The 11894-nt window shown below is 68.7% G+C and carries 17 protein-coding genes; 14 read left to right on the top strand and 3 right to left on the bottom strand.

Annotated elements, in window-relative coordinates:
* The 3 genes from AAW00_RS09700 to AAW00_RS09710 are packed head-to-tail and all read left to right on the top strand — an operon-like array spanning position 1 to position 2286.
* The gene (locus tag AAW00_RS09700; RefSeq protein ID WP_047004129.1) at positions 1–738 is read left to right on the top strand and encodes a glycerophosphodiester phosphodiesterase family protein; all 738 of its coding nucleotides are present in this window, start codon (positions 1–3) and stop codon (positions 736–738) included.
* A 9-nt stretch (positions 739–747) separates the two neighbouring features.
* Positions 748–1884 carry a GNAT family N-acetyltransferase gene (locus tag AAW00_RS09705; protein ID WP_047004130.1) on the top strand — a complete coding sequence of 379 codons (1137 nt, stop codon included), beginning with the start codon at positions 748–750 and terminating at the stop codon, positions 1882–1884.
* A gap of 42 nt (positions 1885–1926) precedes the next feature.
* A complete protein-coding gene (locus tag AAW00_RS09710; protein WP_047004131.1) occupies positions 1927–2286 on the top strand; it encodes a hypothetical protein in 360 nt (119 codons plus the stop codon).
* Here AAW00_RS09710 and AAW00_RS09715 read toward each other — a convergent pair.
* Positions 2283–2615 (bottom strand): SEL1-like repeat protein, encoded by a 333-nt coding sequence (locus AAW00_RS09715; RefSeq protein ID WP_047004132.1) that lies wholly within the window; start codon positions 2613–2615, stop codon positions 2283–2285. The two genes, AAW00_RS09710 and AAW00_RS09715, sit on opposite strands and share 4 nt — an antisense overlap.
* A gap of 314 nt (positions 2616–2929) precedes the next feature.
* Here AAW00_RS09715 and dksA point away from each other — a divergent pair, with 314 nt between their 5' ends.
* The 7 genes from dksA (at position 2930) to AAW00_RS09750 (ending at position 8461) form a co-directional block, all read left to right on the top strand.
* Complete coding sequence (gene dksA / locus AAW00_RS09720) at positions 2930–3388, top strand: RNA polymerase-binding protein DksA (RefSeq protein ID WP_047004133.1); 459 nt, start codon at positions 2930–2932, stop codon at positions 3386–3388.
* Between the two features lie 166 nt (positions 3389–3554).
* Positions 3555–3917, top strand: a complete 363-nt coding sequence (locus tag AAW00_RS09725) for a PilZ domain-containing protein (RefSeq protein ID WP_047004134.1) — start codon at positions 3555–3557, stop codon at positions 3915–3917.
* Positions 3918–3983: 66 nt separating this feature from the next.
* Entirely contained in the window at positions 3984–5471 is a 1488-nt protein-coding gene (locus AAW00_RS09730; protein WP_052761864.1) for an ABC transporter substrate-binding protein, read from the top strand.
* A gap of 21 nt (positions 5472–5492) precedes the next feature.
* Positions 5493–5924 carry a DUF4112 domain-containing protein gene (locus AAW00_RS09735; RefSeq protein WP_047004135.1) on the top strand — a complete coding sequence of 144 codons (432 nt, stop codon included), beginning with the start codon at positions 5493–5495 and terminating at the stop codon, positions 5922–5924.
* Between the two features lie 6 nt (positions 5925–5930).
* A complete protein-coding gene (locus AAW00_RS09740) occupies positions 5931–6749 on the top strand; it encodes a tryptophan 2,3-dioxygenase (protein WP_082125006.1) in 819 nt (272 codons plus the stop codon).
* Positions 6746–7972, top strand: coding sequence for a kynureninase (gene kynU / locus AAW00_RS09745; RefSeq protein ID WP_047004137.1), 1227 nt, complete (start codon positions 6746–6748; stop codon positions 7970–7972). The genes AAW00_RS09740 and kynU overlap by 4 nt, the downstream gene beginning before the upstream one ends.
* 3 nt (positions 7973–7975) lie before the next feature.
* Positions 7976–8461 (top strand): hypothetical protein, encoded by a 486-nt coding sequence (locus tag AAW00_RS09750; RefSeq protein ID WP_156170031.1) that lies wholly within the window; start codon positions 7976–7978, stop codon positions 8459–8461.
* 10 nt (positions 8462–8471) lie between these two features.
* Here AAW00_RS09750 and AAW00_RS09755 read toward each other — a convergent pair whose 3' ends face one another.
* The gene (locus AAW00_RS09755) at positions 8472–9080 is read right to left on the bottom strand and encodes an HNH endonuclease (RefSeq protein ID WP_047004139.1); all 609 of its coding nucleotides are present in this window, start codon (positions 9078–9080) and stop codon (positions 8472–8474) included.
* Between the two features lie 124 nt (positions 9081–9204).
* Here AAW00_RS09755 and gluQRS point away from each other — a divergent pair, with 124 nt between their 5' ends.
* The 4 genes from gluQRS to AAW00_RS09775 all read left to right on the top strand — a co-directional run bounded on the left by gluQRS (position 9205) and on the right by AAW00_RS09775 (position 11430).
* Complete coding sequence (gene gluQRS, locus AAW00_RS09760) at positions 9205–10062, top strand: tRNA glutamyl-Q(34) synthetase GluQRS (protein WP_047004140.1); 858 nt, start codon at positions 9205–9207, stop codon at positions 10060–10062.
* The gene (locus AAW00_RS09765) at positions 10059–10286 is read left to right on the top strand and encodes an HIG1 domain-containing protein (RefSeq protein ID WP_047004141.1); all 228 of its coding nucleotides are present in this window, start codon (positions 10059–10061) and stop codon (positions 10284–10286) included. The genes gluQRS and AAW00_RS09765 overlap by 4 nt, the downstream gene beginning before the upstream one ends.
* A gap of 171 nt (positions 10287–10457) precedes the next feature.
* Positions 10458–11024: a cob(I)yrinic acid a,c-diamide adenosyltransferase gene (locus tag AAW00_RS09770; protein WP_047004142.1), complete on the top strand. Its 567-nt coding sequence runs from the start codon at positions 10458–10460 to the stop codon at positions 11022–11024.
* A 49-nt stretch (positions 11025–11073) separates the two neighbouring features.
* Entirely contained in the window at positions 11074–11430 is a 357-nt protein-coding gene (locus AAW00_RS09775) for a hypothetical protein (RefSeq protein WP_047004143.1), read from the top strand.
* A 3-nt stretch (positions 11431–11433) separates the two neighbouring features.
* Here the strand turns inward: AAW00_RS09775 and AAW00_RS09780 are convergent, their stop codons facing one another.
* A complete protein-coding gene (locus tag AAW00_RS09780) occupies positions 11434–11850 on the bottom strand; it encodes a YidH family protein (RefSeq protein WP_047004144.1) in 417 nt (138 codons plus the stop codon).
* Between the last annotated feature and the right edge of the window lie 44 nt (positions 11851–11894).

Below are 11894 nucleotides of genomic sequence, written 5' to 3' on the forward strand. Positions count from 1 at the left end.
ATGCCAAGTGGCTTCGGGGGCGACTGGCTGACCCGCCACGCCTATGCCCACCGCGGCCTGCACGGAAGCGGCGTGCCGGAAAACTCGCTCGCCGCCTTCGAGGCCGCCATCGCGCGCGGCTACGGCATCGAGTGCGACCTGTTGCCGAGCGCCGACAACCGCGCCGTCGTCTTCCACGACGAGGACTTGCAGCGCCTGACCGGTCAGGCCGGCAGCACCCGCCGGACCCGCGTCGGCGAGCTTACCGCCATGCGGCTTTCGGGTAGCGACGAGACCATTCCGACGCTGCGCGACATGCTCGCACTCGTCGCCGGACGCGTGCCGTTACTGCTCGAGCTCAAGAGCGTGCGCGGCGAGCACATCAGCGCATTGTGCCGTGCGGTGCGGCGCGACCTCGAGGGCTATCGCGGCGAGGTCGCGGTGATGAGCTTCGACCCGCGCATTCCCGCCTGGTTCGCGGCCCGGATGCCGCACCTCCCGCGCGGGGTGGTGATGACCGAGGAAAACGCCCGCACACTGACCGGCGCGCTGCGGCGGTGGCTGGCGCTAGCCAAGAGCCGCGCGTCTTTCCTCGCCTACGACGTGCGCGACCTGCCGAGCCGCTTCGCGACGCGCTCCGGCCTGCCGCTGCTGACCTGGACCGTGCGCAGCGGCGCCCTGCTCGATGCGGCGCGGGGGGCGGGCGCCGCGCCGATCATGGAAGGCCCGGGGGTGGCGGCCTTCGAGGAGCGTTCCTAGATTGGGCCCATGGCCGATCTCGAGCTGACCGCGCGCATCCATCCGGCCGTCGGCGCCATCGACCGCGCCCAATGGGACGCGCTGGCGGGCGGCGGTAATCCCTTCGTCAGCCACGATTTCCTCACCGCGCTGGAAGACTCGGGCAGCGTCGGTGCGGGTTCGGGCTGGCAGCCCGCGCCACTGGTGCTGGAGGCGGGCGATACTCTCCTCGCCGCCATGCCGAGCTACCTCAAGAGCCACAGCCAAGGCGAATACGTGTTCGACCACGCCTGGGCCGACGCCTGGGAGCGCGCCGGGGGCCACTACTACCCCAAGCTGCAGATCGCCGCGCCGTTCACTCCCGCCACCGGCCCACGCCTGCTGCTGGCCGACCCGGCATTGGCGGCTCCGCTGCTCTCGGCCGCCGAACGGCTCGTCGAGCAGAACGGCTGGTCGAGCGCGCACGCCACCTTTGTCGAGCCGGAACAGGTGCCGCTATTCGAGGCGGCGGGCTGGCTGGCGCGGAGCGACATCCAGTTCCACTGGACCAATGAGGGTTTCGCCAGCTTCGAGGACTTCCTCGCCACGCTCACCAGCCGCAAGCGCAAGGATTTGAGGCGCGAGCGGCGACTGGCGAACGAGGGGATCACGGTGCGCGAGCTGTCGGGCGATGCCATCCGGCCCGAGCACTGGGACGCCTTCTGGGAATTCTACCAGGATACCGGCGCGAGGAAGTGGGGCTCGCCCTACCTGACGCGCGCCGCCTTCGACCTCTTCGGCGAGCGCATGGGCGACAGGGTGCTGCTATTGCTCGCCTACATGGACGACGAACCCATCGCGGGTGCGCTCAACTTCGTCGGCAGCGATGCGCTCTACGGGCGCTACTGGGGATGCCTGCTCGACAAGCAATTCCTGCATTTCGAGCTGTGCTATTACCGCGCCATCGACGCGGCCATCGCGCGGGGGCTCAAGCGCGTGGAAGCAGGGGCGCAAGGCGGCCACAAGCTGGCGCGCGGCTATGCGCCTGTCGCCACCACCTCGATGCACTGGATCGCCGATCCCGGCTTTCGCGGCGCGGTGGCCGACTTCCTCGAGCGCGAGCGCATGGGCGTAGCCGCGGACCGCTCGTTCCTCGAAGCGCGGCTGCCGTTCAGGAAACAGGTCTGAAGGTCATTGCCGAAGGGGTTCTGTTCCGGCAATTTCACTGATGTGAGACCGCGCATCTTTGCCGCCTTCGTGATAACCGCCGCGGTCTCCGGCTGTGCGCCCGGTCCTCCGGCGCTGCCTTACCTGACAATCGGCGAATATGCGGGGGAGTGCGGTTTTAGCTGGAACGATGCCGCGATCAGGCTCGACATGCTGCCGCGCCTCGCCGAGGAATGGGAAGGATCGACGGACGTCCTGATGGTTTTCCGCTTCGATCCGGTCCCTGCGGCATGTGTGGCACAGGCCGAACAGGCGTATCGGTCACTCGGGTTTCGCCGCGTCTATGTGGTCGGCATGGCCAAGCCGGAACCCGGCGACCCTCCACTTCTACCGCCACGAAGCGCCGGAAAGGTATGGGGCTAGGCGGCGCGAGCCACGCCGCAGCGCAGCCATTCGCGCGCGCGGCGCTGGGCCTCGGAAATCTCGCGCGCGGTCATCTCGTCGGACACGTCGGCGCGGCACCAGCAGGCTTCCTCGTGCCCTTGCGTGGCGGCAAGGTTGAACCACTTGTGCGCCTCGATCAGGTCGCAGTCCACACCGTGGCTGCCGGTCGAATAGGCCACGCCGAGGTCGTAGTAGGCATCGATGTCGCCGTCGGCGGCGGCGGCGAGGCAGCGCGCGATCAGCATGTCGGCACCGCTCACGTCGGCGGCTTCGATTTTTACGAAAGTTTCGATCCTGGCGAGTTCCATGTTGGCAAGTCCCCTGTTCGTGCCGGATCCCCAACGCCCGGCTTCCCATGACCGGCAGGTTTTGACGAACGTGGCAAAGAAATGGTTAACGCGGACGGCGTTTTGTGCGTCGCCCCTCCAACAAGCGGCGGATTTGCCACGGTTTCGGCAGGCGTCGCGGCCGGCCGGGATTGCCGCTTGTGCCCTAAGGCCACCCTACGTATAGGCCCGCCCGATCGCGCTGCCTTTTGCACCGCGGCGTCGCAGACCCGCACGAAGGCGGGCGGGCGTCGGTGCAGCAGGGAAGGCCCGCGGGCTGGAGACCGGAGTATCTGATGGCATCTGCCGCGCACGACGATATCGATGTCCTCGCCAAGGCGAAGCGGGCCCTGCCGCACGATTACACGCCCAGCGACGACGAGGAGTACATGTCGGACAAGCACCTGAATTATTTCAGGGTGCTGCTGCTCGAATGGAAGAAGTCCGTGCTCGCCGCGGCCGAGGGCACCTTGCAGAACCTGCAGGACGGCCCGATCCGCGAGCCCGATCTCAACGACCGCGCTTCGAGCGAGACCGACTGGGGCATTGAGCTGCGCACCCGCGACCGCCAGCGCAAGCTCATCGCCAAGATCGACGCGGCCCTGCGGCGCATCGACAGCGGCGAATACGGCTGGTGCCAGGTGACCGGCGACCCCATCGGCATCAACCGCCTGATCGCCCGTCCGATCGCCACCATGACGGTGGAGGCGCAGCAGGCGCACGAGCGGCGCGAAAAGGTCTCGCGCGACGACTGACCCGTTCCGGGACAGCCCCTCTCGCGAAGGGTCCGGGTTAACTTTCGGTTAGGGATTTCCATCGCATCTGGCGGGGCATTCAACACGCGCCCGTCGCGCGCCCGGAAGAGGCGTTGCGCAAGGGTGCCGAAGGACGAGAGCGAGAGCGAGAGCCGTTGTGGAAACGATGAGCAATGTCGACACCCGCCAGGTAGGCCGCGACAGCCTGTTCCTGCTGGCGCAGGTGAAGGTGGACGGCAAATTCCAGCCGGGCCGGGTCAAGGTCCGCAACCTTTCCGCCGGCGGCATGATGGCCGAAGGCGAGATCGAAGCCATGCGCGGCGCGCGCATCGAGGTGGAACTGCGCGGCATCGGCTGGGTGCTGGGATCGGTCGCCTGGGTCCAGGGCAACCGCATCGGCATCGCCTTCGTCGACGAGATCGATCCCCTGCTCGCCCGCGCGCCGGTGGTGGGCTCGACGGTGCAGTATGATTCGGAAGGCCGCCGCATCGGTGCCGACCACGCCGAGCTGGGCATCCGCAAGATCTGACCTTGGCAACGGGCGACAGGGGTTTTCGTTGAAGCCCCCGCCGCTCCGTCCTATCCCCCGGCGCGGATGACCGCCCGCGCCCTCCTTGCCGCCCTCACCCTGGCGACCGCGACCCTGGTCGCAGGCTGCGGCTCGGGCGACGACGGCACGCTCGATATCGCCGTGATCGGCAGCGAGAACGAGGTCTACGACGATGGCCTGCGCCTGTCCGCCGGAGCGCAGCACTTGCGCGCGGCGACCGAGAGCGGGCTCGTCGCCTTCGACGCGGCGGGCGAGGTCGTACCCGCGCTGGCGGAACGCTGGATCGTCACCGACGACGGCAAGAGCTTCATCTTCCGCCTGCGCGACGGCAGCTGGCCCGATGGCAGCCCGATCACCGCCGCCAGCGCCAAGACCCTGCTCGACCGCGCCCTGGCCGGGCTGGAGGGCACTTCGCTGGGAGAGGATCTGGCGCCGGTGGAAGAGGTGCGGGCGATGGCCGGTCGGGTGATCGAGATCCGCCTCGCCGGTCCCGAACCCTATTTCCTGCAATTGCTCGCCCAGCCCGAACTGGCCCTGCGCCATTCGGGCGGCGGAACGGGCCCCATGGCGCTGGACCGCGGCGAGGCCACCGCGCTGCTCGCGCTCAAGCCGCCGCCCGATCGCGGCCTGCCGGTCGAGGAGGGCTGGCAGGAGGACGTGCGCGACCTGCGCATCAGGGTCTCTGACGCGCGCGAGGCCATCGCCATGTTCGATGCAGGCGAGGTCGACCTCGTCGTCGGCGGCACGCTGGGTGACCTGCCGCTGGTCGAGACCGGGCCGCTGAGTTCGGGCACGCTGCGCATCGATTCCACCTTCGGTCTGTTCGGCCTGATGGTGCGCCGCGAGGAAGGGCTGCTCGGCAACACCGGCGTGCGCGAGGGGCTGGCGATGGCGATCGACCGCGCCGACATCGTCGCGCAGTTCAACATCGGCGGATGGACCGCGACGACGCGCCCCGTCACCCCCGGCCTGCCCGGCGATCCCGGCCTGGTGGCCGAACGCTGGGCGGACGAGCCGATCGAGGCGCGGCGGGCCGAGGCGGCGGCGCGCATCGCTTCCTGGCGGCGACAGTTCGGGCAGGGCGATATCGCCGCGCCCACCCGCCTGACGCTGTGGCTGCCCGAAGGGCCCGGCTGGGACCTGCTGCTCGGCAACCTTGCGGGGCAGCTTCGCGAGGTCGGCGTCGAGCTCCAGCGCGCCCAGACGCGCGAGGCGGCGGACATGGTGCTGGTCGACCGGGTGGCCCGATACCCCGCGCCGCGCTGGTTCCTCGGCCAGTTCGCCTGTCGCCTGCGCGTGGGCCTGTGCAGCGAGAGCGTGGACGCGATGGTCGCGCAGGCCGCCGCCCAGCCCGACCCGGCGGTGCGCGCCACGATGATGGCGCAGGCCGAGGCCGAACTGACGCTCGCCAACGTGTTCATCCCCATCGCCGCCCCGCTGCGCTGGTCGCTGGCGCGCGGGCGGGTCACCGGCTTCGCGCCCAACCCCTACGCCTTCCATCCCTTGCCGCCGCTCGCGGAAATTCCCAGATAGCGTTCGAGAGGATCAGTCGCGATGGACCAGCCAGACCCCCTCAAGGCCGCCCGCCCGCAGCCGCTGGGATTGGACCTGCCGCTGGGCAGGGACGCGGCGGCCGTCCGCCGCCGGATCGAGGCGATGGAGCACGTGCTCGAGCGCAGCTTCACGATCCCCGGCCTCGGCCGTCCGGTCGGCCTCGACGCGGTCTTCGGCCTGATCCCCGTGGCGGGCGATGCCATCGCGATGGCCATGGGCGCGTGGATCGTGTGGGAAGCGCGCAACCTCGGCCTACCGAAGTGGAAGCTGCTGCGCATGGCGGGCAACGTCGCCTTCGACAGCGCGGTCGGCGCGGTGCCGGTGGTGGGCGACGTGTTCGACTTCATGTTCCGCTCGAACACGAAGAACCTGAAGATTGTGAAGAAGCACCTCGACCGCCACCATCCCGAGACCCGCGTGATCGAGCAGTAGTTTCATATGCGACGAGGCGGCGCTAGGGTCGCCTGCATGAGCGACGTCACCTATTCCTCCTACCTCGACCTCGACCGCGTGCTGTCCGCGCAGCATCCGGCGAGCGGGGCGCACGACGAGTTTCTGTTCATCATCGTCCACCAGGCGAGCGAGCTGTGGCTCAAGCTCTGCCTGCACGAGCTGGAGGCGGCGCGCGAGCTGATCGTGGCCGACACCCTCGCGCCTGCCTTCAAGATGCTCGCCCGCGTGGCGCAGGCGCAGCGCCAGCTGATTTCCAGCTGGGACGTGCTGGCGACGATGACCCCGCACGACTATTCGCAGTTGCGCCCGCACCTCGGCGGATCGAGCGGGTTCCAGTCGGCGCAATACCGGTTGATGGAATTCATCCTCGGCGGCCGCAACCCCGACCACGTGACCATGCACGAGGCGACGCCGGAGGTGGCCGCGAAGCTGCGCGCCGAACTCGCCCGGCCCAGCCTCTACGGCGAGGTGCTTCGTCTGCTGAGGCGGCGCGGCTTCGCCATACCTGACGGGCTGGTCGAGGGACGGCTTGAAGGCCCGCACGAGCCGATCGCCGAAGTCACCGCCGCCTGGGCCGGGGTCTACCGCGATCCGCAGCGGTACTGGGACCTCTACGAACTGGCGGAGAAGCTGGTCGACCTCGAATACCATTTCCAGCGCTGGCGCTTCGGCCACCTGAAGACGGTCGAGCGCATCATCGGCTTCAAGCGCGGCACCGGCGGTACGGCGGGCGTGCCCTATCTCGAGAGCGTGCTGAAGCTGGGGTTCTTCCCCGAACTGCTGGCGGTGAGGACCGAGCTGTGACGGATTTCGCTGCCGAAGCCGCGCGCCTCGATGCCGCCGATCCGCTGGCGAAGTGGCGGGCCGAATTCCTGCTCGACGAAGGGGTCGCCTACCTCGACGGCAACTCGCTAGGCGCACTACCCAGGGCGACCCCCGACCGGCTCGCCGAGGTCGTGCGGCAGGAGTGGGGCAAGGGTCTCATCGGCAGCTGGAACAGCGCGAACTGGATTGGCCTGCCGCAGAAGCTAGGCACCATGATCGCCCCGCTGATCGGCGCGGGAGGCCACGAGGTCATCGCGGCGGACAGCGTCTCGGTGAACCTGTTCAAGCTCATCGCCGCGGCGCTCGCCATGCGTCCGGGCCGCAAGGTGGTGCTGAGCGAGCCGGGGAATTTCCCCACCGATCTCTACATGGTGCAGGGGCTGGAGGCACAGGGGCTGGCCGAGCGGCGGCTGGCCGGACGCGATGCTGTCGCCGACGCCCTGGACGACGACGTCGCCCTGCTGATGCTGACCCACGTCCACTACAAGACCGGCGCGATGTTCGACATGGCGGCGCTGACCGCCAAGGCGCACGAGGCGGGCGCGCTGGTGCTGTGGGACCTGTCGCACTCTGCGGGCGCGGTACCGGTGGACCTCAACGGCGCGGGCGCGGATTTCGCCGTCGGATGCGGGTACAAGTACTTGAACGGCGGGCCCGGCGCCCCCGCCTTTGCCTATGTTGCGGAGCGGCTTCACGATGCGCTCCAGCAACCGCTCAGCGGCTGGATGGGTCACGCGCGGCCTTTCGCTTTCGACGACGACTATGCGTCCGCGCCGGGCGTCGATCGCCTGCTCTGCGGCACTCCGCCGATCCTCGGGCTCAGCGCTCTGCAAATCGGCGTCAACCTGATGGCGAAGATCGGCATGGAGGCGCTGGTCGCCAAGAGCCGCCAGCTGTCCGAATTCACCCGCGCCGCGATGGCCGGGCACGTTCCCGAACTCGTGTGCATCTCCCCGGAAGACCCGGCCATGCGCGGCAGCCAGCTCAGCTATCGCCACGACCATGCCTACGAGCTGTGCCAGGCCCTGATCGCCCGCCGCGTCATCGGCGACTTCCGCGCCCCCGACGTGCTGCGCCTCGGTTTCGCGCCGGCCTACGTGAGTTTCGCCGATTGCTGGCGCGCGGTCAGCGAACTGCGCGACATTCTCGACAGCGGAGAATGGCAAAAGCCGGAATACGCCGAACGGGCGACGGTCACCTGAGCCTTGAAGTGGCGTGCGCTCATTTTGCCGGCGCTGCTGCTCGGCGGATCGACCGCCTACATTCTCTCCGATTCCGTAGCCATGAAACTGGCCTACCAGCCGGTCCCCGCCACGGTTACGGCGCTGCAACGCGAGTGCATGTGGCACGATGATGGCGACACGGCGGTGGGCCGCAACGGCGCCAACATGGGTCGAGCACGCAAGACAGTTCGCTTCGCATGCGACGGTGCAAGACCGCCGCGCCCCGGCGGCACCCGCTACGAGGAACGCTGGACCGTCGCCTATCGCTTCCGCTCGCGGATCGATGGGCAGGATTACGAGGGCCGCTGGACCCGGATGAACCCGCCCGAAACGCTTTTCGAGGACGACCTGCGGGTCGGCGGCCCCGTCACCGTGCGCGAGCATCGCAGCCGTGCGGGCGAAGCAAGATGCGATTGCCCTTTCACGTCGCCCGGCCTTAACGGCGAGCGGGGGGACGTAATGAAGTGATGGCGAGGAGCTAGTCCTCCAGCTCGATGTCCCAGTACAGCCAGTCGCGCCAGGTTTCGTGGAGGTAATTCGGCGGGAAGCTGCGGCCCTGTTGCTGGAGCTGCCAGCTGGTCGGGCGGATGGGCTCGTACTGCAGTCGCATGCCGGCCTGCTTGGGGGTGCGGCCGCCCTTCTTCATGTTGCACGGGGCGCAGGCAGTGGCGATGTTTTCCCAACTGGTCTTGCCGCCCAATCGCCGGGGCAGGACGTGGTCGTAGGTCAGCTCCCGCTGGCTCCCGCAGTACTGGCAGGCGAAGCGATCGCGCAGGAACAGGTTGAAGCGGGTGAAGGCGGGAAACTGGCTGGGCTTCACGTACTGACGCAGCGCGATGACGCTGGGCACCTTCATGTCGAGGCTCTGCGAGTGCACCGCCCGGTCGTAGCTCGCCACGATGTCCACCCGCTCCAGGAACACCGCCTTGATCGCGGTCTGCCAAGGCCACAGGCTGAGCGGGTAATAGGAGAGCGGGGTGTAGTCGGCGTTGAGCACCAGCGCCGGGCAGCTTTCCAGCGCGCGCAGCGGGTCGCCCTCGGCGCTGCGGAAAACCGCGGTCCTTTCGATCAGATCGGCCTTGAACACGTCGTGGCACCCCTTCCGATTGACGGTGAGAATGCCATGGCACCCTTCTGCGTCAACCCGGTTACGCGCAGCCTTTCCACAGGCTTGTCCCCATGCAGGCCGCGCGGCATGGTGACGCCCGCCCATGATCGTCACCCGCTTCGCCCCCAGTCCCAACGGTTCGCTGCACCTCGGCCATGCCTACAGCGCCATCACCGCGCACGACCTGGCGCGAGAAGCGGGCGGGCGGTTCCTGCTCAGGATCGAGGACATCGACGGAGCCCGCTCGCGCCCCGAACTCGCCGACGAGTTCCGCCGCGATCTCGAGTGGCTGGGGCTGGAGTGGGACGAGGTGCCGGCGCAGAGCACCCGCCTTGCCAGCTACGAGGCGGCGGCTGCACGACTTGTCGACATGGGCCTCCTCTACCCGTGCACCTGCACCCGCGCCGAGATCGAGGCGCTCGCCCCGCGCATCGGCGCGCAGGGGGCGATCTATCCCGGCACCTGCAAGGGTCTGGCGCACGATCCGGCTCGCCCGGCGGCATGGCGGCTCGACCTCGCGGCGGCGATGGACCGTGCCGGGCCGCTGACCTGGGATGACGCGCTGGCGGGCACGCAGGCGGTCGACCCGCGCGAGTTCGGCGATGTCGTGCTGGTGCGAAAGGACGCGCCCGCCAGCTACCACCTCGCCGCCACATTGGACGATGCCGCCGATGGCGTCACGCTGGTGACGCGCGGGATGGACCTGTTCCACGCCAGCCACGTGCACCGGATGTTGCAAGAGCTGCTCGGCCTGCCGGTGCCCGGCTGGCATCACCACGAACTGCTGCTGGACGAGAGCGGGCAAAAGCTCGCCAAGACCCGCGGCTCGGGAGAGCGAGGGTTCGGGCTGGCGGCCCGGCGCATGGCGGGTGAGGACGGGCGCGCGCTGGCAGACCGGCTTCGCACGGGCGAAATGCCGTCTGGCATCGGCTTGTCGCAGTGCCTACATAGCGAGACATGAACACGCTCCTCGTCATCGTCATCGTCATCCTCGCGATCATGGTCGTGGTCTCGCTGGTGCGCGGCATCGTCGCCTTCCTGCAGACCACCAAGATCGACCTCGAAGGCGGCGGCGCGAACATGGAGGAACTCCAGATGCGCCAGAACAAGGCCATGTTCGCGCGCATCAAGTACCAGGCCGCCGCGATCCTCGTGGTGGCGGTTCTGCTGGCGATGAATAGTTGAAGTAGGGGGCTGGCAGGCACCGACCGGTCCGCGACCAGCGAACCGCAAGGGCGACCGCCCGCCCGCAGCGGGCACGCAGGCCGAAATTTTCTCTGGGCGGAGTGCGTCTAGCGAGGGAGTCGCAGACGGCGCGTAGCGCCACCCGAGCGCGGAGGCGGGAGCGAAAAACAAATGGTAAAGCTCAACAAGATCTACACGCGCACCGGAGACGACGGCACGACGGGCCTCGTCGATGGCTCCCGCCTGCCCAAGCATGCCTTGCGGCTGGAGGCGGTTGGCGCGGTCGACGAGGCGAACGCGGCGCTCGGCCTCGCGGTGCTGGCACTGGACGGCGACTGGCGCGGCGACGTGGTGCGTTTGCAGAACGACCTGTTCGATCTCGGTGCCGACCTTGCGACGCCCGGAGACGATTTCGCGCCTTCGGAGATGGTGCTGCGGATCGTGCCCGCGCAGGTGGACTGGATCGAGGGGCGCATCGATGCCGCGAACGAAACGCTCGAGCCGCTAACCAGCTTCATCCTGCCCGGAGGCAGCGAGGCGTCCGCGCGGCTGCACCTCGCCCGCACCGCCGCGCGGCGCGCCGAGCGGGCCATGACCGCGCTGGCCGAGGCCGAGCCGGTCAATCCCGCCGCGCTCGCCTTCATCAACCGGCTGTCGGATTACCTCTTCGTGCTCTGCCGCGCGGTGAACGACGGCGGCCGGGCCGACGTGCTGTGGAAGCCGGGCGCGAACAGGTAACGGGAACGCGACTCCCACGCCCGCCGTTGAGGCGGCGAAGGAGTTCACCATGACCGATACCAAGCATACCGACGCCCCCGAGAGCCAGGAACAGCGCCAGGCCGACCTCGCGCCCGAAACGCACAACGACGAACAGGACGATCACCGCAGCCAGGCGCAGCAGGTGGCCGAGGATGCGCGCAACACCGCCGTGCTCGGCAGCCCGACCGAGAGCGAGAAGGGGCCGAACAGCTCCGAGGTGATGGGCGATTCCACGCAGGACACGGTCGATCACATGCGCGACATGGAAAGCTCGGGCCGGATCGACATGGGCGCCTACGAGGGCGAGCCCAACATGGACGACAACGAGGGCAAGTACGGCGAGGCCAACAAGCTCGACAAGGACCTGCCCTCCGAAGGCGAATAGGCCCTAGGCGCCCACCTGCCCGTCGCTGAGCACCCAGAAGGCGACGAGCAGGAGGAGCGCGCCTGCCGCCACGGAATAGCTGATCAGCTTGATGTTCGGCATCTTCGGCGAATCCACCGCATGGCTCGAGAGGCGAGCGAAAGCCCGGCACGCCCGCCGCTCCGCGCCAAGAGCGAAGAGGACCGCCAAGAGCAGGAACATGCTGGCGATGGCCTTGGCCAGCCAAGGCGGGTCGAACTCGCCGAACAGCGCGCGAAAGCCCACGCCGATAGCAATGGCGGCAAATGCGGTGCGCATCCATCCCGCGAATGTACGTTCCAGCGCCATGATGGTGCGATCCTCAGCCCAGTCGGTGCGGCTCTCGGCCCAACGGGTAGATTCGTCGCGGTTGTCGTCTTCGGCGGGATCGTCTTGGGCCATGAGGCAAACCTAACGGCTGGGCGCAGCGGCGCAACCGGGCGCGC

This window comes from Aurantiacibacter luteus (genome assembly GCF_001010945.1).
Taxonomy (GTDB): domain Bacteria; phylum Pseudomonadota; class Alphaproteobacteria; order Sphingomonadales; family Sphingomonadaceae; genus Alteraurantiacibacter; species Alteraurantiacibacter luteus.

Coding starts and splice junctions, on each gene's coding strand:
- AAW00_RS09700 (WP_047004129.1), top strand. CDS start 1: ATGCCAAGTGGCTTCGGGGGCGACTGGCTGACCCGCCACGCCTATGCC.
- AAW00_RS09705 (WP_047004130.1), top strand. CDS start 748: ATGGCCGATCTCGAGCTGACCGCGCGCATCCATCCGGCCGTCGGCGCC.
- AAW00_RS09715 (WP_047004132.1), bottom strand. CDS start 2,615: ATGGAACTCGCCAGGATCGAAACTTTCGTAAAAATCGAAGCCGCCGAC.
- dksA (WP_047004133.1), top strand. CDS start 2,930: ATGGCATCTGCCGCGCACGACGATATCGATGTCCTCGCCAAGGCGAAG.
- AAW00_RS09725 (WP_047004134.1), top strand. CDS start 3,555: ATGAGCAATGTCGACACCCGCCAGGTAGGCCGCGACAGCCTGTTCCTG.
- AAW00_RS09730 (WP_052761864.1), top strand. CDS start 3,984: ATGACCGCCCGCGCCCTCCTTGCCGCCCTCACCCTGGCGACCGCGACC.
- AAW00_RS09735 (WP_047004135.1), top strand. CDS start 5,493: ATGGACCAGCCAGACCCCCTCAAGGCCGCCCGCCCGCAGCCGCTGGGA.
- AAW00_RS09740 (WP_082125006.1), top strand. CDS start 5,931: ATGCGACGAGGCGGCGCTAGGGTCGCCTGCATGAGCGACGTCACCTAT.
- gluQRS (WP_047004140.1), top strand. CDS start 9,205: ATGATCGTCACCCGCTTCGCCCCCAGTCCCAACGGTTCGCTGCACCTC.
- AAW00_RS09765 (WP_047004141.1), top strand. CDS start 10,059: ATGAACACGCTCCTCGTCATCGTCATCGTCATCCTCGCGATCATGGTC.
- AAW00_RS09770 (WP_047004142.1), top strand. CDS start 10,458: ATGGTAAAGCTCAACAAGATCTACACGCGCACCGGAGACGACGGCACG.
- AAW00_RS09775 (WP_047004143.1), top strand. CDS start 11,074: ATGACCGATACCAAGCATACCGACGCCCCCGAGAGCCAGGAACAGCGC.
- AAW00_RS09780 (WP_047004144.1), bottom strand. CDS start 11,850: ATGGCCCAAGACGATCCCGCCGAAGACGACAACCGCGACGAATCTACC.